This is a genomic window from Shewanella mangrovisoli (assembly GCF_019457635.1).
GTDB lineage: Bacteria > Pseudomonadota > Gammaproteobacteria > Enterobacterales > Shewanellaceae > Shewanella > Shewanella mangrovisoli.
The window spans coordinates 2,551,441-2,577,283 of record NZ_CP080412.1 but is presented as its reverse complement, the minus strand read 5'-3'; the positions used below and the strand labels follow the sequence as shown (position 1 = coordinate 2,577,283).

The 25,843-nt window shown below is 49.3% G+C and carries 16 protein-coding genes; 1 reads left to right on the top strand and 15 read right to left on the bottom strand.

Annotation, left to right across the window (positions count from 1 at the left end; genetic code table 11):
• The first annotated feature begins 39 nt into the window (after positions 1–39).
• Positions 40–1,080: a LacI family DNA-binding transcriptional regulator gene (locus K0H60_RS11245; RefSeq protein WP_011717201.1), complete on the top strand. Its 1,041-nt coding sequence runs from the start codon at positions 40–42 to the stop codon at positions 1,078–1,080.
• Positions 1,081–1,185: 105 nt separating this feature from the next.
• Here the strand turns inward: K0H60_RS11245 and K0H60_RS11240 are convergent, their stop codons facing one another.
• The 15 genes from K0H60_RS11240 to rmuC all read right to left on the bottom strand — a co-directional run bounded on the left by K0H60_RS11240 (position 1,186) and on the right by rmuC (position 25,793).
• Positions 1,186–1,824 carry a 3'-5' exonuclease gene (locus K0H60_RS11240; RefSeq protein ID WP_041412652.1) on the bottom strand — a complete coding sequence of 213 codons (639 nt, stop codon included), beginning with the start codon at positions 1,822–1,824 and terminating at the stop codon, positions 1,186–1,188.
• Positions 1,825–1,994: 170 nt separating this feature from the next.
• On the bottom strand, positions 1,995–3,302 hold the full coding sequence (locus K0H60_RS20625; RefSeq protein ID WP_220055765.1) for a methyl-accepting chemotaxis protein: 1,308 nt from the start codon (positions 3,300–3,302) through the stop codon (positions 1,995–1,997).
• A 534-nt stretch (positions 3,303–3,836) separates the two neighbouring features.
• Positions 3,837–4,499, bottom strand: coding sequence for a class I SAM-dependent methyltransferase (locus K0H60_RS11230; protein WP_220055764.1), 663 nt, complete (start codon positions 4,497–4,499; stop codon positions 3,837–3,839).
• Between the two features lie 80 nt (positions 4,500–4,579).
• The gene (locus tag K0H60_RS11225; protein WP_220058148.1) at positions 4,580–4,960 is read right to left on the bottom strand and encodes a hypothetical protein; all 381 of its coding nucleotides are present in this window, start codon (positions 4,958–4,960) and stop codon (positions 4,580–4,582) included.
• 64 nt (positions 4,961–5,024) lie between these two features.
• The gene (recD, locus tag K0H60_RS11220; protein WP_220055763.1) at positions 5,025–7,148 is read right to left on the bottom strand and encodes an exodeoxyribonuclease V subunit alpha; all 2,124 of its coding nucleotides are present in this window, start codon (positions 7,146–7,148) and stop codon (positions 5,025–5,027) included.
• A complete protein-coding gene (gene recB / locus K0H60_RS11215; RefSeq protein ID WP_220055762.1) occupies positions 7,145–10,936 on the bottom strand; it encodes an exodeoxyribonuclease V subunit beta in 3,792 nt (1,263 codons plus the stop codon). Before recB ends, recD begins: the two co-directional genes overlap by 4 nt.
• Positions 10,936–14,649: an exodeoxyribonuclease V subunit gamma gene (recC, locus tag K0H60_RS11210; RefSeq protein ID WP_220055761.1), complete on the bottom strand. Its 3,714-nt coding sequence runs from the start codon at positions 14,647–14,649 to the stop codon at positions 10,936–10,938. Before recC ends, recB begins: the two co-directional genes overlap by 1 nt.
• Before the next feature lie 109 nt (positions 14,650–14,758).
• Positions 14,759–16,906, bottom strand: coding sequence for a transglutaminase TgpA family protein (locus tag K0H60_RS11205; protein WP_220055760.1), 2,148 nt, complete (start codon positions 16,904–16,906; stop codon positions 14,759–14,761).
• Complete coding sequence (locus K0H60_RS11200) at positions 16,903–17,988, bottom strand: DUF58 domain-containing protein (RefSeq protein WP_220055759.1); 1,086 nt, start codon at positions 17,986–17,988, stop codon at positions 16,903–16,905. The genes K0H60_RS11205 and K0H60_RS11200 overlap by 4 nt, the downstream gene beginning before the upstream one ends.
• A gap of 50 nt (positions 17,989–18,038) precedes the next feature.
• The gene (locus K0H60_RS11195) at positions 18,039–18,950 is read right to left on the bottom strand and encodes an AAA family ATPase (protein WP_220055758.1); all 912 of its coding nucleotides are present in this window, start codon (positions 18,948–18,950) and stop codon (positions 18,039–18,041) included.
• A gap of 454 nt (positions 18,951–19,404) precedes the next feature.
• A complete protein-coding gene (locus K0H60_RS11190) occupies positions 19,405–19,737 on the bottom strand; it encodes a hypothetical protein (protein WP_172591499.1) in 333 nt (110 codons plus the stop codon).
• A gap of 143 nt (positions 19,738–19,880) precedes the next feature.
• Positions 19,881–20,459 (bottom strand): hypothetical protein, encoded by a 579-nt coding sequence (locus K0H60_RS11180; protein ID WP_220055757.1) that lies wholly within the window; start codon positions 20,457–20,459, stop codon positions 19,881–19,883.
• 834 nt (positions 20,460–21,293) lie between these two features.
• Complete coding sequence (locus K0H60_RS11175) at positions 21,294–21,995, bottom strand: EAL domain-containing protein (protein ID WP_220055756.1); 702 nt, start codon at positions 21,993–21,995, stop codon at positions 21,294–21,296.
• Positions 21,996–22,208: 213 nt separating this feature from the next.
• A complete protein-coding gene (locus K0H60_RS11170; protein ID WP_220055755.1) occupies positions 22,209–24,134 on the bottom strand; it encodes a transglycosylase SLT domain-containing protein in 1,926 nt (641 codons plus the stop codon).
• 93 nt (positions 24,135–24,227) lie between these two features.
• A complete protein-coding gene (gene rmuC, locus K0H60_RS11165; protein WP_220055754.1) occupies positions 24,228–25,793 on the bottom strand; it encodes a DNA recombination protein RmuC in 1,566 nt (521 codons plus the stop codon).
• Positions 25,794–25,843: the final 50 nt, after the last annotated feature.

The window sequence follows — 25,843 nt, the reverse complement described above, 5'->3', positions numbered from 1 at the left end:
TTAGTATCGCCTCAAAATAATAATTATGGTGACCTTGCTATGGCATCGAAAGCGACCTCGATTGATATTGCTTATCGTGCTGGTGTATCCCAGTCTACGGTTTCCCGAGCCCTGAGAAATAGTCCGTTAGTCAATTTAGAAACCCGTCAACGGATCCAAGCGATTGCGAAAGAACTCAACTACAAAGTCGATAAAAACGCCAGTAATCTACGCACCCAAAATAGCCACACCTTAGCCCTGTTGTTGTGTGAAGATCCCACCAATGATGATTCACTGATCAACCCCTTTTTTCTGTCGATGTTAGGCTCAATCACGCGGGCAACGGCGCAGCAAGGTTATGATTTACTCGTGTCATTTCAACAGCTTTCCAGTGATTGGCATGCTGACTATGAAGATAGCAATAAAGCCGATGGCATTATCTTGCTGGGGTACGGCGACTACATGGATTACGAGCAAAAGCTCGAAAAGTTGCTGGCACAGAACACCCATTTTGTGATTTGGGGCGCCGAGCATAACAATAAATCCGTGTTATCCATCGGCTGCGATAATCACCAAGGCGGCCTAATTGCCACTGAGCATTTAATTTCCCTCGGTCGTAAGGATTTTGCATTTCTGGGCGGGGCATCGAGTCATTGCCCTGAGTTCAGGGACAGATATTTAGGCCATGTCAAAGCACTGCAAACCGCTGGGCTGACAGTCGATCCTCGTCGGCAGATTTCGGCTATCAGCACTGAGGGGGCGGGTTACTATGCTACTTTGGAGTTGCTCGATAAAGGATTGAATTTCGACGCGATTTTTGCAGCCAGTGATTTAATCGCCATAGGTGCGATCCGCGCCTTAAAAGAGAAGGGGATTTTAGTGCCAGAGCAAGTCGCAGTCGTCGGGTACGATGATATTCCCGTGGCAAGCTTTGCCAATCCGCCGCTAACCACCATTAAGCAAAATACCCAGTTAGCGGGGGAGATTTTAGTGGAAAGTCTACTCAAGCTTATTCGTGGTCAAGCGGTGAGCCCGCAGTTAATCCCAACGACGTTAGTGGTACGTAGCTCCTGCGGGATTGACTGTACGCCGCTCGCTTAAGTCGCATCCACTTTGATTGAATCATTAAGCCGAGTGATTGATAACACTCGGCTTTTTTATTAATGCATTATACTCATTTTGCCTGATGGGGGACCTAAAATAGGGCTAACCTCTGGCGTACTGGCGCAAAAACTTAGGCACCTCGGCCTTTGTCTTGGCCATAATTTTCTGCATCAGGCTAAAGGGCGGCTCAGTAATCGCATACCCTTGTTTAAGATCGGCCAGCATGCGCAGCCATAAATGTCCGGTCATTTCTGCATCTGCCAAGGCGCGGTGATAAGTACCGTTAGTCGGTAACTGTTTGTGGCGAACTAAGGTTGCGAGTTGATGATTAATGGCCTCAGGATATAAGCGCCTTGCCAGCAGTAACGAGCAACCAAATTGGCCGGGATATTGATGGCCTATCTGGGAAAATTCGGCATCGAGAAAGCGTTGATCGAAGGTGGCATTGTGGGCAACTAAATGATGTTTACCGATAAACTCAGCAAAGCGGGCCATGACTTCTGCACAGGGCGCCGCATGGGCGAGCATTTGATTACTGATCCCTGTGTAATCTTCAATAAAACTGTTTATCCGAAACCCCGGATTCATTAACTCAGAAAAGCGCGCGGTAATTTGGCCTTGCTCAATTAATACTGCGCCAATTTCAATGGCACGTGCTCCTTGATTGGGCGAAAGCCCAGAAGTTTCAAAATCGAGAACGACCACAGTATTGGCAGGCGAATAGGTTGGCGTTTTAGACATAGGCTCCACACATATCAACGTAAGTCGCAGAGGACATTCAAACGTTGGCATTGTAACAGAGTCATGGCGCGAGTTCGCACGGTTTTATCCATCAACAGCAAAAGAATACTGCTATTCACTGGTGCTAACCTATTGTTAATTAAGTGTACTCTAAGGTTCATTACCGTTGATTAGGGCCTTAGCTGTTCAACCATAGCGACAAATTGGCTGACACCATTACCGACATCGGCAAGACCGGCGGCGACATGATTGATACTGTCTTCCCCATGCAATGCCACATTGGTGATGTTGCTGAGTTGATGATCGATATTTTTGATAAGGTCGGTATTTTGCTGAACCACATTCGCGATTTCGCTGGTCGCCGTGGAGGTGCGTGAGGCTAACTTCCTGACCTCATCGGCTACGACGGCAAAACCTCGACCCAAATCGCCCGCTCTTGCCGCCTCAATCGCCGCATTGAGGGCGAGTAAATTGGTTTGTTCTGCAATGCCACGGATGGTGATCACTATATCGTTGATATTTTTTGATTGTACGAGTAGCTCACCACCAATATTCGAGGCATTTTTAACTTGCTCGGCAATTTGATGCGAAGTACAGACGGCTTCGTTCAGCACTTGCACCGCATTTGTGGTGATTTGTGAGGTTTGCTCTGACGTCGCCGCCGCCATGTCCACCGCTTGAAGGGCGGTATTGACCCTATGGGAGATATCCGAAGCAAACTTTACGATCTTATACACCTTATTTGATGCATCACGGATCGGATTGTAGGTGGCTTCAAGCCAAATCACATTGTTATGTGCATCGATGCGTTTAAAGCGTCCGGTGAAGTGTTCGCCTGCGGCAAGTCGTTTCCAAAAGTCGGGTCTAATACGGTAAAACTCGTTGTCGCAGAACATCTTATGGTGCTTACCTTGGATTTCATCTAGGCGGTAATGCATGATATCCAAGAAGTTTTGATTCGCGGTGATCACTGTGCCATCGGGTAAAAACTCAATAACGGCTTGGGAGCGATCGAGGGCATCGAGAATGGCATTTTTAGCAATGAGGTTAAGTTGTGACGCTGTAACATCATTGGCGATTTTGATGATTTTCACGACTTCACCCGCACTGTTTTTTACGGGGAAATAACTGGCCTCGACATAAACTGGGATGTGGTTTTTCTTTAAACGTTGGAATGTCCCCGTAAACGCATTGCCTGTCGCAAGTTCCTGCCAAAACTTTTGATATTCCTGCGAGCCCGAGTATTGCGTCGTACAAAACATTCTATGGTGTTTACCAAGGATTTCGTTGGCACTGTAACCCATTACATCCAAGAAAATATCATTGGCTTCAATGATTTCCCCCTTAGGTGTGAAACAAATATAGGCGGTGTAGGCACGAATCGCCGCCAGTTCATTCTCAAGCGTTTCGGCTGCTGTAAAACCTGATGAATGGCTGTTCGCATCCCTGTTATTTGATTTAACTTTCCACCAAAACATAATGTCATTCCTTTATTAATCATTTGGTTATTAACAAGAAAGCATCACAACGGCACTGTGCTATCTGCTTATACACCACAGGTTCATCAAACCTATATGTAGGAGTGAGGTTTAGACGCGTCGTCGAATTAACCTATTATTAACATATAGTATGATGTTCTTTATATCCATCTGATATTCATTATATTTTTAGCTGATTGTTTAGTGTGCTATTTAGTCGCTCCGAATTGGCTTTCAACAAAAGCCTAGTCTGTCATGCTCCTATTTGCCGAGTTTATAAGCAAAAAATCTACCCATAACCGACAAAGAGAAACAAACTGTGCCTTGATTGGATAGCTTCTTACGCTTTGTGGCTAACTAAGTGATGTTATTTTGTGCAGTAAAGGGCTGCGGTTCAACACAAAGGTGAAGCATTTTTACCTATAGATGATTAACGCAATATTGATAGGCCTTATCGGCTAATAGGGCGGTTGTGAGTGAATCATTAATGATTGCAATGGGTTAAGTGTTTGCTCGGTTTAGGGCTAATTAAGCTTAATCACCCGCTTGCGCCAGAATAAAGAGATCGGTTGTAGTCGTTGTTCCCTCAGGTGTTGGAAAGAGCTGGCGCTTGACATCTCGTATCTGAAAACCATTGGCTTCAAGTTGTTGTTCAATAAAATCATATTGATGGTAATGCACATAGACACTGTCGCCAGTGCTACCAGTTTGTAAACCAGAACGGCTATCTTCACCTTCCATGGTGCTGAGATACACTATTCCCTGCGGCGCAATCAGGGCGCGAAGATGCGCAAAAAACGCGACCAGATCCGTTTGGGATAAGTAAGGTAGCGCAAAGCCGCAGGCGATAAGATCAAACGGCGGCATGTTTCGGTCAATAAGCTTATGAAGATGACGGCAGTCCATGATCTCAAAGTGACCCGAGGGGACATTTTGTTTCGCGAGCGCAATCATTTGCGGGGCGAGGTCGATACCAAAAACCGTTAATTTAGGTTCCTTCGCGATCAGATAGCGGCTGATACTGCCTGGCCCACAACTGATATCGAGTAGGCGACTGTCTGCGGTGAGATAGCTCAGGAGGCAATCATAGGTTTGGGTGTATTGGGCAAATTCCAGATATTTGTCCTGATACTGTTTGGCATATTTATCAAAGGTCGCCACTGTGATTTGATAGTTATCTTTTACTTGCGCCTTCAAAGCTTGCTTCCTTTATCAGTGACCAAAGACTTTGATGATAACCAGTCTAGTACAATGCATTTCAGCCCAACAAAGTGAGACTAGACGGGATAATCCAAATCGAGCTTGATATTGAGCCCTAACTGATAGGCGTGGTTTTGCATCAGTCTCGTCATTAACGCGGTATCCGTCAGTTGCGACAAGGTGATGGGGCGAGCCTCCCATCGCGGCGCGTGACCAGCATAATTGCAATGGGCAAGGTATAAGCGGTGCTGACTCTGATACAGGGTAAAAAAGCGCATATCACAGTTTGCAGCAACGGTTAAATAAGGTTCAAAATCAAGCTCGTATACTTGCATTGCCTCAAATTCAGACCAACGAATATAACGTGAGCATTCGTAGCATTGTGCGGGTAATTGCGCCTCAGCTTTAATGCCATCAAATAAATTGATGACATCTTGCATCTGGTGCAGTTTGATCATGGCTTGTTCCGTCAATCTTAAGATCCTTTTACTTGTTGATTCTTAATGTTACTCAATAAGTTAACTATTCATTAGTCATCGCTTTATCGCGCCAGAGCCTATCGGCTAAACCTGAGGCCCGCTGGGTAGCTTGTTGGCTTGCTCGCTCGAAAACTTGCTGTGTGCCTAAACAGCTAAAATGTTGTTTTGCACGGGTAATCGCAGTGTAGACTAGCTCCTTGGTGAGCAATTGCCACTGTACTAGGCTCGGATTGGGCGGAAGTACGAGGGCGACTCTATTAAATTCACTGCCCTGACTTTTATGCACCGTCATGGCGTAGCAGGTTTCATGGCTAGGTAGCCTTGCGGGGAGCACTTTAAGCAGTTTGCCGTCGGCTTTAATAAAGTGGGCCATCAGTCGCTCTGGCCTGTCTTCATCCTGCAAAATCAAGCCAATATCACCGTTAAACAAGCCCAAGTTATAGTCATTGCTTTGGATAATAATCGGCCTGCCAAGGTAAAACTCTTGCTGGGGATGGATCAGCTTGGCCTGAGACAGCGCCTTAGTCACAGCTTGATTGATACCTTCGACACCATAATCGCCACTGCGCATGGCGCATAGGATACGATACTGGTTAAAGCGGGCAATGGCTTCGATGGCGCTTGGCACACTGCTTGGATCTGAAATTTGCAGCGGACGTAAATACTCAGCGTATTGCTCACAGGCCTGTGTTAGCAGGGCATGAAGGCCGCTGTTGTTTGCAGGCTCGCTGATTTTGGCTTGGGTCTGGCTCAGATCCATACTGTGTTCTAGCCAAGTAAGCTCGGCCAGTCCCCGTTGCCATACGGTCAAAATCCCCGCCAGATCGGAGCGATTCACCGCACTGGCTAATAGGCCAATGCCCGCATCGCCCTTAAATCTGTGGCTGTGGGTCAACATACACAAACTGTCGCCAATCTTTGGCTCGCGGTGAATATAGGCGCGCAGATCAAAGCTGGTGAGCTTGCTCAATTGTTCGGCCTGAGCTTGGCTATAACGCATTCGCCATTCAGAGTGTTGGTCTGACTCGTATTTTAGTCCTGCGCAAATATCGGCTAGCACTGCGCCTGCTTCAACCGAGGCGAGTTGGTCCTGATCCCCAAGCAGTATCAAACCCGCCTGTTCGGGGAGGGCCGTGAGCAGCTTATACATCATTGGCAAATCGACCATTGAGGCTTCATCGACAATCAAGAGATCTAGCCGCAGGGGATTGCCCTGATGGTGACGAAACTGCGCCGAATTGGGGATAACCCCCAGCAGACGATGTAAGGTTGATGCCTCTTCCGGCACTTGCTTGAGCGCGGCTAACAGCGCTTGGGTTTCGTGACTTTGTACTTGTTCGTTTGTCGCTTGAGCCTGTTTGAGTTCCTGCTCGAGTCTTGCTTTCGAGGCCTTTATCGATTCACTTAAACGGGCGGCGGCCTTACCTGTCGGGGCGACGAGTCTTATCTGTTTTGGTGAACCTAATTGCTGTAGCAACAGTAACTTCGTCACTGTGGTGGTTTTGCCTGTACCAGGGCCGCCGGTGATCACCGCAAGCTTCTTGCCGAGCGCCGTTGCCGTCGCCACCTTTTGCCAGTCGATATGAGGCTCAAGGGTTGTGGTTGCATGGGAAGATGCGGCGATTGGAAATAAGTAATCGAGCTGCCTGCGTAGCGGCGCGTCTGAATCTTTATCCGTGGTGTTGACGGGCTGACTCGAAGATAGCCTCGTCAGGGCGCTGGCAACTTCGGTTTCGAAATGATGATAACGCTCAAGATAGAGTCGACCGCCATCAAAAATCAGTGGCTTATTGCTGTGAGGTTCGCCAACGGCCTCAAAATTTTGCAGCCTTGCAATCAGCTCTGGCAGGCTCAAACGGATTTGGCAGTGGTTAACCGGCTCTGCCATCGGATTGGCTGGCACTATATGTTCGAGCACTAGACAGGTATGTTGGGCCGAGAGCTGTTGACTTAACAGGGCGCACAGCAGCATAAACAGTGGCTCGTGGGCATCATTAGGATGAAGCCTTGCCATCTCGAGGGCAAAATGGCGATCGAGCGGGGTGATCAGCCGCTCCTTTTCCCAATATTTGAGTAGCTCTGCGAGCGGCGCCTTGAGTCTGAGAGCGCCAGCGTCAACCCATTGGGTTGATACTTTTGGGGGAGTCAGTTCGGTGCTGTGGTTCATGCCATTGCTCCCGTATCCTGTTGATTCACTGTGCTTGTCTCTAGGCTGCGCTGAAACAACGCATCTAAGGCCAAAATAAGCGCCTTGGGCGGTTTATCGTAATAAATACCAAAGCCAGGATATTGCACCGACATTCCCCGTAAAAACAAATAATAACAGCCGCCGATATGGGTATCGTAATCATAATTGGTCAAGCGCATCGCTAAATAGCGGTGCAGCGCAAGGGAGTAGAGAATATATTGCAAATCATACCTATGATCGCCAATCGCCTGTTTCAGCGCGCGATGATGATAGGCTTGAATATTATCCCCCAGATGGTTCGACTTATAGTCGGCAATATAAAACTTGCCTTGATATTCAAAGGTTAAGTCGATAAAGCCCTTAAGCATGCCCTGTAATTCGTCAAACTGCAGCTCGGTATCGTAGCCATATTGCCCAAGGAGTTGATTAAGCTCAGTATCCTTTAAGCGATTCAGAGGCAGGTAAAACTCCATCTCAACTAAGGTGTGCTGCGGCGCGAGTGTGGCTAAACACAGCTCGGGATTGAGAAGCTGATTATCCTGCGCCATTAATGCCAGTGGTGCTTGCAATACCTCAAGATACCAATCCTCTAATACGGGCTGCCATTCGGGGGCAATGCCGTATTGCAACATGGCCTTAGGTAGCTCTCGGGGTAAGTCGATTTGAGCTTGGGTAAAATCAATTAACTCAAGCACTAAGTGCATAAAACTACCCGCGTTGGCGCCGCGCTCAAAACTAAAGCGATTGAGCAGAGGTTGTGCTTGCAGATCGGCAGCTTCTTGCCACCAGTGGTCTGGCCATATGGGATCAATTGCGCTATTTGTGGTATCAGTGCCCAATACGGCATTGACCTCATCATCGGCGCCAGGAGTGGCTTTAGCGTGGGGCGTATTTTTAACTAAGCCAGAATAACTGCCAACGCGCCATGGAGTACGATACTGACGGCTGACCTTACGGGCACTCAAGGTATGAGAATCACTTCCCCCCGTATGCAGTTTATTAGCCTCAATGTCGTCGGCCACCACTTCAATGCTGATCGCAGGCTGACTCGCCTCGAGACCCGCGACCAGCGCCTTGGCGGCATTTTGCAGACGGGAAAAATCACAATCAGTGTCAGTGATCCCAAGCAGATAACCTATGGCGGTTTCATGCAGCTGGCTCTTAAGTCCTGCCTTTAACATGCGGCTATGGTTGGCGATGTACAAATAGCACAGATACACGGGGCGGGTGAGCGCCACATAGAGCAGACGCAGATCTTCGGCCAAGGTTTCCTGCTTTGCCTGTTCCCAACCTTCATCCGTGCCTTCTAAATCCCATACCAGCTCCTGCGCGCCATCGGCATTGGTTCTGTGGTAGAGCATGGGCGTCGGGCGGCGGCGATTGTCCCGCGCGAGGCTGACAAAGGGCACAAAGCACACTGGGTATTCCAGCCCCTTGCTCTTATGGATGGTGACGATTTGCACTAAGTTTTGCTCGCTTTCAAGGCGTAGCTGCTGCTCATCTGTCCCTGTGTTATCAATCAGTTGTTGCTCATACCAGTTAAGCAGGGCACTGATCCCATCGATTTCGGTCGCCTTTTGCTGTAACAGCTCGGCTAAGTGGCGAAAATCCGTGAGTCGACGTTCGCCATTGCTCGCCTCAAGATGAGCGGTTGCATCTTGCTCCGCTTGGTCAATGCTTGTCGGAACGGGAGAATGCAGTAGACGCGCAACCATCTGGGTCGCATTGGCTAGGCTGAGCAGCGCTGGCATAATGCCGCGTTTTTGCCAGATCTGGTGCAGCTCAAAAAACTGCTCCAGCAATCTTTGGCGCTGCTCTTCATCTTGGTTAAAGGCATGGATTTGCTCGGCGCGATAACCAAGCAGGGCGGTCGCAAGGGCGCTACGCAGGGCGCGCTCGTCCTTGGGGCTGGCCAAGGCGCGCAGAATGAGCGCCATTTCCCGCGCTTCGACGGTTTCAAATACGCTGTCGCGACTTAAAAAGACGGCGCCAATCTGGCGCTTGCTCAGCGCGGTTTTCATCACGGCCGCTTCGTTTCTATCGCGCACTAAGATGGCGATATCTTTAGCAATTAATGGCCCTTTGGGCGTACGGCATTGACCATTGGCGGCCTGCGTCAGCAAACGGGTGATTTCGGCGGCGGTGTCTTCGGCCAAGGTTTGCCGAGCACTGGCCTTATTGAGCCCAGTTTCGCCTTCACTCAAGAGTTTTAACCGCAGTGCGGCACTATTGGGCGCATGCTCAACGAGTTGTTTGGCCGCCGCACTGGCTGGCGTCTTTACTGGATCGAAGGGAATCGATTGGCTGATAAAAGGATCCGAATGCTGGGCAAATAAATGATTTACTCCGGCCACCAGATTGCGACTCGAGCGATAGTTAGTATCGAGGAAATAGTGCGCCTGGGTCTGTCTGCGCGCCTCGATATAAGTGTAAATATCGGCGCCGCGGAAGGCATAAATCGCCTGTTTAGGGTCACCAATCATCAGCAGGCTTAATTTGCTATCCGTGCGAGGCTTAGGTTCAGCCGCCGAATTTTGAGTATCAAGCCCCAAACGGGTTTGATAAATCCCTGAGAAAATAGCAAATTGCAGTGGATCCGTATCTTGGAACTCATCGATTAAGGCCACGGGGAAGCGACTCGCCACTGCCTTAGGCAAAGTGTCGGGATTGGCCTGCATTGCCGCTGCCAAGGTGGTGAGCAGATCATCTGGTGTCAGCACATTTTTCTGTTGTTTTTGCTTGGCAAAACGCTCGCTGATCCCTTGTTCGGCGCTGTAAAGAAATGCGGGTTTAATCGCATTAATCAGCGCGGCTAACTGCTCCATATGGTCAAGTAGTGGCGCCTCGCTCACACTTGGGAGCACGCCGCCTTTATTCAGCTTAAGCTCGGATAACGACAGCGCTTCGAGCACTTTGAGCGGCGGTAAGCCGTGACCAAAGGCTAAGAAGTTATCCAGCTGGTCGAACATTTCCGCGAGTTTAGGGTAATTGTCGCTCGCTTTACCAAAACGTTGGCCGTTAAGTGGCAGGCTATGAAGTAACTCTAACAGTGCGTCGCGGCCACGCGGCCAGGCGAGTTTAAAGCGCTGCACACTCTGGCTTAAGGACTCTGCCAAACGAGCAAAGGGCTGCACAGGTTGAAGCGGTTTGACCTCACTGGCACCGAGCAAGGCCCTTAGCTGCTTGACTAATCCGTCGGGATCGCCAAATTCGCTGGCAATGATTTGGGCTAAATACTCAGGTAGCGGATAGCAGGCCTCACGCCAAAAGTCCCGCACCGCATGGTGTAAAAACTCGCTGTCGTCTAAGGTGAAATCAGACTCGAACAACAATGATGATTCGAAGGCGAGATCGGCCAAAATCCGTTGGCAAAATCCGTGAATGGTAAAAATCGCCGCTTCGTCGAGGGATTTGAGCGCCAAGTCGAAGCGTCTCAGGGCGATAGCGCGCTCGGCTTCAGGGGTCTTATCGTACAGCGCCTGCACAAAAGGATCGTTAATCTCAAGCCCTAAGAAACACTTAAAGGCTACCTGAATGCGGCGGCGAATCCTATCCCTCAGCTCCTCAGTGGCGGCATTGGTAAAGGTCACGACCAGAATTTGTTCACAATTGAGCGGTTCGCCTAAGCCATCCCCAAGCAGTAATCTCAGATACAGACCTGAAATGGTGTAGGTTTTACCCGTGCCCGCACTGGCCTCGATTAAGCGACTGCCGCCAAATGGCAGGGTGAGCGGATCTAACGGTAAAGCGGGTGATACCTTAGTCATCAGTCTGCTCCCTCTGTCGTGGCGGTTGGGGCTTCATTCAGGGCAAATTCCTCGAGTTGGGCGAGGGTATCCTTGTGATACAGGCTAAGCATTGGCCGATAGATGTCATCGGCGAGCTTGCCAAAATGTGCCTCGGTAAAGTCGTCGGGAAAATGAAACAGCCGCTGATAATGGGGATCTGTGCCTTCGCCAAGTTCACCTTGTTCGTCCAGCCATTCGCTTTGCGCCGCTTCGAGCCGGGCTTTGTGCGGGTCTGTGCTTGTGTGTGGGTCTTCCTCTTCATCCGCCTCAGCGCTGGCATAGGCGAGGGAGGTTCTTGGCATAAAACACAGGGGATGAATTTGGCCCTGATAAAAAAGCAGTAATAAGTTGGCGAGCTGCGCATGGGCAAGCGCTGGCGTAATGGGCGCGAGGGCATGAAAATGCCCCATATCCAGCAGATAGCTAGGTTGCAGGTCGCTAGGTTGAGTCACTCCCGCGGCCATCAAACATAAATGGCGCAAATACAGGGCTAAAATGTCCCGCCCATGGGCACTGCCTGGACGGCAAGTCACCAATCCCTTAGGGCTGATATCATCGATTCGGCCTTCGAGGATCACCCGCTTGGCCTTTAACTGAGTCCCTACACTCTGAGTGTGGGGTAACTCAAAGCTGAGCCGAATATCGGCATGGCGGGGAGCAACATCGCCGCGCATAAACAGGGTTCTGCCAATCAGCGGCGCAATATCATGGCTGTATTGACGCAGCAGCAGATCATCAAAGGGCTGCATTGGCAAATTACCACTGGCCTTAAGGCGTTGTAACAGTTCAGTGCTGGGTTCGTTTTGCCCTTGCTCGAGCGCATCACCAAGGAGCTGAGCCTGTAATAAATAGCGCTCTAACGCATTAAGGCTAAAGGGCTCATCGTTATCATCCGCTTGAATATTCAGGTTTAAATCGACTTTCAGGGTACGATTAAAGAAATACTGCGCGGGATTGCGAAAGAAGCGAATAAAGGCTGAGATATCGACATGCTCTGCTTCGCCAAGGGGCTCAATATCCTGTTGGGTCTCACTGTCACCAATTGCGCCATCTTCGAGCACTATCTGGGTATGGGCTTCAATAAATCGACCATGCTGCAACTGACTATTGCTATCGGGCGGACACCACTGCTGACTATAACTCTGTTTTATCCCGTTAGAGGCGGGCGTTTGCGCCAGTGCTGCTTGATACAGTTTAGGATCAAAAGGTTGCAGCGGCTGATGGCTCACAATAGCCTCAAGCAATGCCTGCTGAGCATCTTCGTTACTGACATTAGCAGCTTCTGCCGCAAGGGATTCAGGCAAATAACATAACTGGCAATATTCAATCAGCTCAGAGACCAGCATAGATGGAATACGCTCCGAGTTATCCCGTTCACTACGGCCAATATAGCTGATATACAGCTGCTCCCGAGCCGAGAGTAACGCTTCTAAAAACAAGTATCTATCATCTAATCTGCGGGAGCGATCGCCTTTGCGCGCACCAAAATGGGCCATCAGATCAAAGCCCACTGGATGTTGCACCCTAGGATAGGCACCATCATTCATACCCAGCAGACACACCACCTTGAAGGGAATCGAGCGCATCGGCATTAAGGTACAAAAATTCACGCTGCCCGCGAGGTATCGCTGGCCGACACGTGACTCGGTTAAGCGTTGATTAAACCAGAGCGCCAGCACTTCGATGCTTAAATCTAAGTCGTTGGCCTGTGCCCCCATATCGGCAGGGCTTGCGGCAAGCAGCTCTTGCTCTAAAGCGGCAATCGCATCGCGAATCTCCTGCAACTGCTCACGTTCATCCTCATCGGGGGCGTAAAAGGCATTTAACAGTTCGGTGAGTTCGAGTAATCGCAATGAGGGCGCTTGCGCCTTGGCTAATACTTGGGTGGTTTCATCGAGGACTTCAATAAAGTTCAACAGCTTGCCAAGAGCCTGTGCCGATTGGCCCTCCACCCCTGCAACGGTTAAATAGTGCATTCCCTGCGGGGATGATTGATATAGCGGTGCATCGTCCCGTAAGGCATAACCTAAGATTAAGCGTTTTATGCCAAAGGCCCAGGAGTTTTGCTCGAAGGCGGGCACGCCCTGCTTAAGGCGGCTCTGTTCATCGCGGCCCCAACGCACACCGGCTTCATCTAACCAACGGCGAATGAGTGGCAGCTCGTCTTCCTCGAGCTGAAAACGTCGCAAAATGGCTGGGACTTCGAGAATGCTTAAAATATCGGTCAGTCCGAAGCGGCTCTGATTAATATTGAGTAAATTCAAAAAGCTATTAATGAGTGGCGATTCCTGCGCCGCGCCGCGGTCGGCAATGGCGTAGGGGATATATTCCAGTCCCTGTTTGGCCGCAAACACCGCATCGATATAGGGCGCGTAGGCCGCGACATCCGGCATCATTACTACTATGTCTTTGGGCGTGAGTTGGTTGTCGCTATCCAGCAGATCGAGTAAATGATCGTGCAGGGTTTCGACTTCCCTAAGCGGGCTGTGGCAACTCTTGATTTGAATTGAATCATCGTCGGCTGTTAATACTCGACGATTCGCGACCTCTTTATATAGCTCAGCATCCGGCCCGAGTACCCTATCGAGCGTCTGCATTTCTAAGATATCGTATTGCACCCCGGCCAGCATACTGGCGTTGGCGTGGGGATCGTTAGGATCGCCGCAGGGCTCGCAGTACACATCGTCCCCGAAGTCACAGTGTTCTGGTGGCAGTTCGAGCAGCATATCGAGTAATTCACGGCCCATCTTGCCATTGTTGGCTAGCAGGGGATTGCCGACTTCGAGTTTATCTTCCCATTGCTCGGCTAATTGGCGTTTTCCGGCATATTGCAATGCCATTCGCGCCCGATGGCGTGGGTCGATAATGTCGCCCCAATAATGCTGACAGGGGCTAAGGCTTAAGATAATCACATCGATGCGGCTCGCGAGCTGGTGGAGCACATCGATAGTTTGGGGCGCCATGGAGGAGATCCCAAACACAAATAAACGTTGCGGCAATTTTGCGAGTGAATTGGCGCTATCCCCCAATGCAGCAATCAAATCCTGATGCAGATTGGCCCTGTGGTAGTGGCTTTGACGCAGCTCATCACGGTTGTAGGCAATCAGCGCACGCCAGAGGATGGGTTGCCAGCTTTGCTCCTCGTTCAATTTGAGCGATTCGAGCGGTTCATTGGCTTTCCACGCGGCAATCCAGTCTGGGCGATAAACCAAATATTGGTCGAAGATATCGGCGATGCGACCGCAAAGTTGGTAAAGCTTAATATCATCGGCGCTTACGGCGCCAAGCTGATGGTTGCTATTGAGGTCAGCCGCGCTCGATTCCACCTTGTCTAAGCTATGGCCCAAATAATGGCGCAGTGGCCCAAAGGAAGGTTCATCCAGTAGCCGTGGCAGTAGCTGCATCAGCTTCCAGGTCATTGCCGCCTTAGTGAAGGCGTTTTCCTTGGGGACATTGGGGAGTAAATCGTGGCACAGTTGCCAAATAAAGCTTGAAGGTAGCGGGAATTCCAGCGCAGCGGCAATACCATTTTGTTTTGCAATTTCAAGGCGTAACCAAGTCGACATCCCGGGGCTTTGCACCAAAATATGCTCACTTTGCAATAACGCCGCGCCGGGTAGCGGCTGGCGCAAATACGCGGCAAGATGGGCACAGAGCACTTCCATTTGATTGGATTGGATTAACTTCAGCATATTCGACTCACGATTGGGGATTGCTGTTATGCATAGCAAAGTGGCTTGGCAATTCTATGTGACTGATTTATAAGATTCAACAATCTTGTCCGCCTACGGTTTATCCCGCCTATTTTAACTGTTTACCCGGGCCAAATAGTCGCCAGTTAAGGGCTTTAGCGGCAGCATTAAAGCGCTTTAACGCCGCTTGATAGTCACCGTCCGCAAGCTGTTGGTATTTCAGCGCGACATAGCTTTGGGTCAGGGTGTCAAACTCACGGCAAAACTCTGGGGATTGCTGCTGGTGCGTGTCAATAAGCTGCTCGGCAAAGGCATTCGGGCCAAGGTGAGCGGGGCGAGTGATGCCAAATTTACTGAGGCGCTGACAAATGCCTTGGTACTTGGCGCTGATGGGATCCTGCTCCCGTTTAAAGCGAAACAGCCCCACACTGTAGGCGATATAGAGGCCGATAAGGCTAATACACACACTCATAAACACCGCCACCTTGGTTTTAGTGACATCCCCTAGAATGCCGCTTAGCACTTTGTTTTGCCGCTCCTGATTGAAACCGAGCACCCAGAGACTCCAGTAATAATCTAGGCTGGCAAAGCGCTGCCTTAACTCATTGAGCCAAGGCATGGTTTTAAAGCGCAAACTGCTAAAGGGGCTTTCTTGCAGGTAGCTTTGTTCGGGGGAAAACTCGGCATCGAAGCCTTGTTCGATACGGTTAGGGGCGACCATGGCCGTTGGATCGAATCGTACCCAACCTTCATTCTCGAGCCAGACTTCGGCCCAAGCGTGGGCCATATATTGATACACACTCAGGTAATCGGCCTGCGGGTTGTATTCGCCCCCTTGATAGCCCGTGACCATACGCGCGGGTAAGCCAGTGGCGCGCGCCATAAAGATAAAGGCGGAGGCGTAATGGGCGCAAAATCCGGCTTTATTTTCAAACAGAAAATCATCAACTTGCTGCGGGCCAATGGGCGGCGGGGTGAGGGTGTAGAAAAACGGTTCGCGATTAAAATAACCCATCATGGCGAGTAGACGCAGCTTTGGCTCGGGATAGTTGGCCTTAAACTCGGTGGCGAGCGCCAGAGTTTTGGGGTTAGTGTCTTCGGGCAGTTTCAGGTTTATTTGCCGCTGCTTGGCAGTTAACTTGAGATCCATTTGGGACTTAGGAAATGAACGGGCACTGTAGCCCATGCGCTGATCGACATTACGTAGGGAATAGAGCCGATAATCGGGTAGATTGATGACCTTTTCATCTTGGCTATAGGCCACATCGAGCCCGAATAACCAAGGCTGGTGGCTGGGTTCAACAATCACTTGATAGTCGTATCGCTGCGGCGCATGGTTGCCGGTATCATCCATCATCGCTAAGGGGAGTTGCCGTGCGGGATCTGGCCTTGAGGGCGGAAAAAACAGCGCATCCTTTTGAATTTGTTTGATGCCGACATCTTGGCGCCAGGTTTGACCGTCGTAATCTTCCAGCACCAGCGCGCGCCAATAGAGTTCGGCTTGGATGGGTCTTGCCTCGGTAAAGCTCACCCTAAAAGCCAATGCGGAGGAGCGGGTGAGTTTGCTAATGTCGCTCACGGAAAGGGTATCCGAGAGTCCGGTTTGGGCTTCCTTCATATTGGGGACTAGCCAGAGCGGGGCAAAGCGCGGCAACACCAAAAACAGCAGCAGCGCCAGAGGTACACTCTGCAGCAATAATTTAGCGCCAATCCAAGCGGTGTGCTGCCAGTTGTGTTTGCTTTGATACAGGGTCACCAGTACGCAGGTATTAATGATAGTGACACCAATTAAATGCACGGTATTGAGCATGGATTGGTGGTCGATAAAGGTCAGTGCAATTAAAAAGTAGCCCACAATCACCACGGCACGCACATCTCGAACACTTCGCATCTCAATGTATTTTAAGGCATATCCTAAAATCAGCAGGTTGACTAAGGCGTTTAATAGCCCAATCTCTCCCGATACCAACGCGAGCGTAATTGCCGCGCCAATGGCAAGGCTAGTGACTAAGTAGCGTGGTGGTTTTGCCACTTTGCCGACATAGATGCCGACTCGCCATACGAGACAAATGGCGCAGATCCCAAGGGTCCAAGGCGTCGTTTTATCGAATAGGGGGCTGAGTACCGCAATATTGGTGAGCAGCAGCCAAAAAAGCGTTTGGCGGCTGATATTGTCCCCCGTCTGCGGCCCATTGGCATGATAGGTTGTCAGCTTAGATGGATTCACTTTTTGATGCGTCGAAGTTTGCGTTGTCATCGCCGCGACTCCATTTTTGCGGCATGAACGCCTTGCCCATGGGGAGGAAGCGGGTGCTTATGGCTAACGCCTTGGTTATTCATCAGTTTATCGGTTTTATCCAGCGTGCTGATATCTTGTCCGTAAAGTGCCAGTGCCCTTTGGCAGGCGATACGATGGGCATTGCCTGTATCGGGTGTGAGGATCAGATCTTCCGCCCCGACACGCTGTAGCCACAGACCAAAATATTGCTCCTGCTGACTTAAATGGTTGACTTGCCAACTGAGCTGACCTAATTGCTGTTCAAGCTGCGCGGGATCGGGGACTAAGGTTAGCCACACGGGATCGCCCTGAGGCTGCTCGAACTCCTTGGTTAACATGCCGCGCCCTTGAGCCCATTGTTTCCATGCCACTTGTTTGAGAGATTCGCCGAGCACATGGGGCTTAAGCCCTTTGTATTCATCGATGCCGGCAATGTATTTTCCGGCTCGTTCTAACCGTTCGTCCTCACCGGATTCGGTGGCCGCTTTTAGCTGCAAAGGGCTTTCAATCGGATGGGCGTAGACAATGTGCGCATTATCGAGATCAATATGGGACCAAGCGCGGCAAAGCCCTAAGGGATAAAAGGATTCAATCTTAAGTCGCCCAGGCGATACTAGGCCGCGGCGATCATGGGCAAACGAGACCAAGGCTTGCACCTCATCGGCGCCGACTTGTTTGAGTAAGTAAGCTAAATTATTGGGGTAATTTAGGCTGATATTGTGGCTGCTGTGACTTGAGGTGAGCAGGACCGGAAAGGTAATGGTTTCGCCCGCATACACCTCAGGTGCTGTGAGCGCGCGAAGGCGCAAACCCGCAAGATTTTTATAGCTGTAGAGGATGCAGGTATTAAATAGACTGAGTAGCAAAATACTCAGCCCAATCACTAGGTTATTTTGATAGTTAGTGCCAAACAGATACAGCAGCAGTACCAGAGCAAGCCAGACTAAACCAAAGCCACTGGGCAGAATAAAGATGCTGCGATGGCTGAGGACAAACTCAGAACTGGGCGGCATGCGCCTTGCCAACCAGCGTTGCCAGAAAGCCGTCAATACTCGTTTCATCCTGTCCTCATCATAGTCTGAGCATCCTTATCGATATGATTAGCAAGGCATTACATGATGGGATTGACGCTGGCGAGGATCCGCTCCGAGAGCGCTTCCCCCTGCAATTGGCTGCTGGTGCGCAGTCGATGTTCGGCCACGCTGCAAAACACCGCTTGCACATCTTCGGGGACTAAATAGTGTCTTCCCTCTAAAAATGCCCATGCTTTAGCCGCCTGCAACAGGGCTTTGGTTGCGCGGGGCGATAAGCCGACGGCATCGGTTTGGTTGCGCGAGTCATGCACTAAGGCTAAGACATAATTGAGCAGCGCATCGGACGCCGCGACTTTGTCGCATTGTTCCTGCAACTGGGTTAACGCCAGCGGGGTTAAACATTGGGGTAAATTATCGAGGGTTTGCGGCGTTTGCTCGCTTTTCAGCATCGCTAGCTCCGCATCATGGCTAGGATAACCGATGGAAATCCGCATCATAAAGCGGTCGAGTTGGGATTCGGGCAGCGGAAAGGTGCCCGATTGCTCCGTGGGGTTTTGTGTGGCAATCACAAAAAAGGGATTAGGTAATCTGTGGGTGACGCCATCGACAGAAATTTGTTGCTCGGCCATCGCCTCGAGCAAGGCGCTCTGAGTCTTAGGGCTGGCGCGGTTAATCTCATCGGCTAGCACCATCTGTTTAAAAATCGGCCCCGGATGAAACACAAATTGCGCTTGGTGTTTATCAAAAATCGATACCCCGAGAATATCGGCGGGCAGCATATCACTGGTAAATTGAATACGTTGATAGCTAAGGCCGAGGCTTTGGGCGAGGGCATGGGACAGGCTGGTTTTGCCCATGCCGGGTAAATCTTCAATTAATAGGTGCCCACGGGCGAGAATACAGGCGAGGGCTAAGCGAATTTGCCGTGGCTTGCCTAATAATACTTGTTCAAGTTGTTGTAATAGTTGGCTTAAACCAGAATGTGCCACGGGAAACTCCTTGTGCATGGATAAGGTCATTCGCTCTACCACTATGGCGGAATATGTCGCGCTTAGCTAGTCGCTTTTACTGTGAAATCAATTGGCTTAGTGAGTCGTTGCTAAGTAATCTCATGCAGGATCTTACTGCTTTGAGCTTGAAGCTTAGGTATATAGGTGAGCCATGGCATTCGCTCAACGACGCGCAGCAAGTCCATCCGTGGATGCTCGACCACCCCGTCCGTGAGGCGGACGGTCGTCTCGCTAATCGCCACAGCTCACCTATTTAGCATCGGTGTCGCCTGTAAATTTTAAAGAAATAAACAACACGTTTTGGGACAAAAGCATGTTAGATTCCCAACTCTAATTATTGAGTTTCGGATAAAAAATTCTATGGGTAACGCCGCCACAAACGCGAGCAACGTGTTGTGAGTCGAGCCGCGCAACGGCATTTTGATGGCGCTTGTTAGGTGTTTTTAGCATGGAAAATAACTGAATAATAGAGTGAAATCACACCAGAAATAACTAGCCATGCAAGCGAAACTAACCTCCAACCACTTGCTTCAGTAAAATGCGGTAAATGTAAGTAGATGGCAATACAACCAAATACTACAATGCCGAAAGATGCAACTCTCGAGTTGTACACATAAATAAGTACGCCAAGAAAAGTCATTATCGCTACGTCTATTAGTATTGATGCGTTAAAGGAAGCGAATCCGAGATTAAGCGCAACGACAACCGCAATATTACCAACTTGGTTCCTGACTTTATTTTTGTAATTTTCTGCGACGCTAACCATAGTTGGTTCAATTCCTTAGTAACACCTAACGCCCTGTTAAGGGGTGAGCAACGCAATACCCATGCCGCCGTATACCACCTTAAACACTAAAACCAACGCATAGTGAAAATGCCATGCGTTGAGAATCCCTCTTGAACAGTTTGTTAGGCATTTCCCATGTAGTTACACGAACCAATTTCACGCGATAACAGACCATAGCCCTTAGCTTCATAAACTTCAAAAACCGCGCGTATTACATAAAGAGGAATAACCAGTTCTTCTTTTAGAACTTTGCCATTAAGCCATTGACCAACCGGGCATTCGTCTACAGTTTTGACCAAGCGTTCCATAGTTTTGTTATCGCCGGCGATGGCACACATATAGAGAATAAATGACGGATCAATTAGATTTATACCCAAAGGAATCCTCGACCCTAGTACGTTATTTTGAGATATGTAACCTGATTTAGTTAATGCGGCAAGTGGGCGCGAATACTTTACATAAAAATCATCGTCAAAATCGAGATTTACAGAGTCACACGTAACTAATTGAGCATAAATTAACTTTGATACCTCTTGGATATCTTCATGAAGATAGCTAATTGGATCTTCGAGTTTTTCAATTCGCTTAGACATCGCCATACTATCAAGTTCAGCTTGGAACTGAACAAGCGATGCTGCGCCTGGGAAGTTAACACCGGCAACCCTTACTATCTTGCAGAACCAATCTATCGATTTACTCATTTTTCCTCCTGATGCCTAACATTTTATTCGTGCGCATGCGCGTTTATCTCGTTGGACCAGTAAAAACGCGCACAGTTAACTATCTGTATGCAAAGAACTTATCAGCTTTCTGCCAAATACACCATCTGGAAAAACGCGCGTACGCGTTTTCCAAACCTATTATCTAATCGATGCTGTTTATATATACATGATTTTAAAAATATTTATTTGTATTCAAATGCGAAAACGCGCGCAAAGTTAGGATAAAAATCATCATTTTTCAAATATGACTGTGTGCCTATCCAGCCTTTAGTCATCGGTATGAATTGCAATAGTTGAGTTATTAAGGATGAAAATTTTTAGGCTAGAAAGCCTGCTTTCGACCGCACCACAGACAACTTGTTAGCTCACTTTGGGGCATAAAGCTTTTAGCCAGATGAACAGTTCAATGGTCGTCAAAATTGTCACTGTTGCAACAGTGACCGTTGGCGACATGGATGTCGCCGTCGAGCCTATAGGGACATATTCACGGCGTGTCACTGGGGAAACAATGACAATTCATCCTGCACACCTGACGACAAACTTATCTCGTTTTGGGGCAACAAGCTTTTAGCCAGATGAACAGTTCAATGGTCGTTAAGGTTGGCATTGTTGCAACTGTGACTGTTGGCGGTATGGATACCGCCGTCGAGCCTGTAGGGATGCTTCTTGAGAAATAAATAGGCGGCGAGTCACAGGGGAAACGATGACAATCAATATCTGCACTATGTGATTATTCGATTCTAATAACCCTTAACTTATCAATGGCAGCGAATCTACATTCACTCTGCCATTTTGAATAAAACCTTATTATCCCTAACAAATTAACCTTTCGCTTTGCTCGGGGCGGATAAACCAAGGTTTGAATAGGAATCCCTGTACTAGATCGATATTAAGTTCACGGGCCTGCTGGAGCTGGGCTTGGGTTTCTATGCCTTCAAGGATGCATTGTTTGCCAGTACGTTTGCCAAATTCAATCAGGGCGCCGAGCAGGGCGATGCCATGGGGCGCGTCGATTAATTTAAGCCAGTAGCGGTCAAATTTGAGGTAATCCACATTCATCATTAAATCGATGGAGAGCATGGAGTGGGGGGCGCCGATATCATCGAGCGCCACTTGAATATTGGCCGCTTTAAATTGATGGAACAAGCGATTCGCGAGCTCGGCATCACTCACGCAGGTGTTTTCAATGATTTCCACCGTCAATTGCGGATGCTGCGATAGTAGGTCGAGTAACTTTTGGGTATGCGCGCCATCCACCGCGTGGGGGTCCACATTCACAAATAAACGCTGGTTCTGTGGGGCGTGTTTGAGCTGAAAGGCTTTTGCCTGAAACTCGACCGCCGCCAGTTGTTCGCTGGCTTCGTGTAATTGCTCAAAGATTAGATTCGGCGCGATGGCTTGACCCTGCTCGAGGTAAAAACGGGCGAGTGCTTCATAGCCATGAATGCGTTGAGTATGGGGACAGACGAAGGGCTGATATTCGCAACTTAAGGATAAACCGCTGAGATTGAGCATCGAGACTGGCGTGTTAAATGACTAATCGCTAATTATTCGCATTTAGTGGCCAAGAGTGCAAACAAGTTTACCTGGCTTGAGCGCGTTTGCCGATTAAACACTCATACGGTTAAACCTTGGGATAAAACGGCATCTTGATGTTGCCAAAAATGATCAAGGTGGCCAATGGCACCTTGATTACTGTTGATTACTATCCCATTTCCGCAACGCGGCTTAGTAATGGAACTTGAGCTCAGCCTCGTTAAACAAAGGCTGTGGCTTTTGTTTTTGCGCCTCGTAAATTAACCGATAACTTAACACGGCTTGCACATATTCACGGGTTTCGGTGAAGGGAATGGACTCGATAAAACTCATGGCATCGAGCTTTCCATTCGACTCCGCTAACCAGCGGCGAACCCTCGAGGGGCCAGCGTTATAGGCGGCGGTTGCTAACACGCGGTTTTGATTGAAATCCTTCAACAATTGTGCGTAATAGGCACTGCCTAAGTTTAAGTTCAGCTCGGCGCTGTACAGATCCTTTGGATCGTTGTACTTAGCCCCGTGTTTCTTGGCTGTTGCCTTGGCGGTCGCGGGCATAATCTGCATTAAACCACGGGCACCGACACCCGAGGTCGCATAGAGGAAAAACGCACTTTCGCGGCGGCTAATGGCGCGGATTTCATCAATATTGACCTTGTGTTTTTTACTGGCGTGTTCGAAGTCTGACTGATGCGCCATCGGGAAGCGCAGGGGAATATCATCCCAGAGTTTGCCTTGAATACTGGCCTCTACGCCAAAGTCATACCAGCCTTGATCGTGGGCATAACGGCCATAGCGGGCGCGCATCTCATTATTGCTGCGTTTTAGCAGGGCGACCCATTCATAGCGGGCATCGAAGTAACGATCCAGCGCCATCAACTCCAATACGCGCACAAAGCCTAAATCGTCTTCGAGTTTTTGACTGGTTCCATCCACCACAGGCTCAGGACTTTGATTTAAGGAGACGGGCTTATTCAATAACTGCGATGCGGCAAAACCGTAAAAATTGCGCTCATTACTGACCGCCGCTAACGCCTTAGTGGCGCTTTCGGGAGCGTGTTTCGCGTTAGTGCGATACAACCAATACTGCCAGCGCTCTTTGGCTGCGCTTTCTGGCGATAATAAATCTAAGTAGCGCGCGATATGGGTGCTGTCTTGTTCACGGATCGCCCAGCGTAAGCGGCGCTCGAACATATCATCGCTTTTCATCTCGGGCAGCAGGTTATCGGCCCAGTCTCTGAAGTTATCATCCTGCTCAATCAACACGCGGCGTACTAGATACTTTTGCAGCTGTTGGTCCTGTGCTGGAGTAAAGCGTTTCACTTTTTGATACCGAGTATACAAATTTATGGCTTGGTCGAGATCCTTACGGGCAAGGCGTTTTAAGCCTGCGGCGACGATATCGCCAACGATAGGATTTTTATCCTTAAATTTTTCGGTATGGCGCAGGCTATTGGGATCTTTAAACACCGCCACTAAGCGTTTTGCCTCGGCGCTGTGCACGGTGATTTTTTGCGATAGGTAACTTAGCAGGCTGGTTTGGCCCTCATCGAAACTCAGTAACATCCGCGCCCAAATCACATCCTGAGTGCGTTTACCGGCCTTGGTCCAAGCATTGAAGAGGGGATCGCATTCCTTGGGACGGGAATCGCCATAGACCCAAAGTGACTGCGCCGCCGTGTAGGCGGTTTGGGTTTCGCCCTTGGCGAGTTTGGCCTCATAGAAATAACACTGCAGCCTGACATCGGTCGGCGCGTCTTGAGCGAGGTTCAAAAAGTCGTTCCAACGCTTTTGGCCGCCGGCATTTAATAAATATTTTGAACGCAGGCGTTGATACATAGGCGTGGTTTGATACTTATCTATCATGGCCTTAGCGTCGTTGCCGCGTAAATCATTAAGCTTGCCAATGTCGATATCATGGTCGAGATAAATCGCCAGCGGATAATCGCCTAACTTAGCACGCAGGGGCTTGTAGGTGGCATAGTCTTGTTTCTTTAAGGCTTTTTCAGCCTCGAGAAAGGTCTTCTGGGTAGAAGTTAACGCGAAAGCCGCAGAGGCATTAAATGCCCCTGCGATGATAATTGCGCTGGATAACACCATCTTTGTCAATGGGTTGCACATGCAGAACTTGCCTCCGGGCATCAAGGTTACAATCGACTTTTCCCTATCGATTCAGGATTATGAGTTATTGGCTTTTAAACTGCGTGTTGATCGTTATTGTTCGAGTGCGGTGGCATCCTCAGTATGGGTCAAAAGCGTATCGCGATGAGTTTGATTATCACCGCTGTCCTGCGCATCACTCTCGTCTAAGGCTTCGTTAAGCGCCTTCTCAAGTAACATCTTATCGAGTTGCTTGCTGGTATCAACACCTAGTTGCTGCATTAAATGTGCTTGACGCACTAAATTGCCTTTGCCCGATGACAATTTGTTCATGGCACTGTGATAGGTTTTTTCGGCGTTATCGAGAGCGCGACCGAGTTTTTCCATATCGTCGAGGTAGCCACAGAGTTTGTCGTAGATCCGACCCGCCTGTTTGGCAATGGTTTGGGCGTGCTGGTTTTGATACTCGTAACGCCAGATATTATTGATTGTTCGCAGGGCAACCAAGAGGTTGGTTGGACTGACCAGCATAATATTTTGCTCGAGGGCAAAGTTAACAAGACTTGGATCATGCTCTAGGGCTAGTAAGAACGCGGGTTCAATCGGAATAAACATCAGCACATAATCTAAGCTTTTGAGCCCGTGTAAACGCTGATAATCCTTTTGACTTAATCCCTTAATATGATTGCGGATCGATAAAACATGCTCATTGATGGCCTGTTCACGCACCAGCGGATCTTCGCTATTAAAATAACGCTCGTAGCTGATGAGCGACATCTTGGCATCGATAACCACGTCTTTATTTTCAGGCAAATGCACGATCACATCTGGCTTAAAGCGTTTGCCGCTGTCGTCTTTCAGATCTTGCTGGGTGTGGTATTCGTGACCTTCACGCAGGCCACTTTCTTGCAGCACGCGGTCTAAAATCACTTCGCCCCAGTTACCTTGCTGCTTGTTATCGCCCTTTAGAGCTTTGGTCAGGTTAATGGCATCCTGACTCATCTTTAAGTTGAGTTCGCGCAGGTGTTCTAATTGATGCTTAAGGGCGCTGCGTTCCGAGTGTTCATGGTTGTAAGATTCGCGAATTTGCTGTCTAAAGCCTTCTAACTGTTGCTTCAACGGCCCGAGCACACCTTCTAACTGATTGGCGTTTTGATGCTTAAAGCTTTCGCTGCGCTCTTCGAAAATACGATTGGCAAGGTTCTCAAACTGAGTTTGTAGGCGCACTTCGGCACTTTCTAGGGTGGCGATTTTCTCCTGCATGGCGGATTGCTGGGCATCGGCCTTGGCCTGAATGGTCTGTTGCATCGCATTGGATTTGGATAAGGCCAGTTGGAGCTCAAGTTGGCGGCGATGGCTGTCGGCAAGTTGCTGCTCAACACTCGGCAGGCGCTCGGCCATGGCTTCGGCTTTACCCAGTTGTTCTATCTTTTGCTCTAAGCGCTGTTGGCATTGGCGCAGTTGGTTATCTTTGTCGTCGACTAAAACTTGCTGCTGGGCGAGGGAGAGCTCGGCGTCTTCGTTTACTTGCCGCATTTCTTGCTCTAATTCGTCTTTAAACTGTTGCCAGCGTGAGCGGGTGAGACGTTGATTGAGTAGGGCACCGATTAACAGTCCTAAAAAGGCCACGGCGAGAAGACCGATGATCTGGGCGAGGGAAAAAGATTGAGAAAATGGCATCTTATTAGCACTCCTTTAGCTGTGGCGCCTAGGGTCGCATGCCCCCAAAA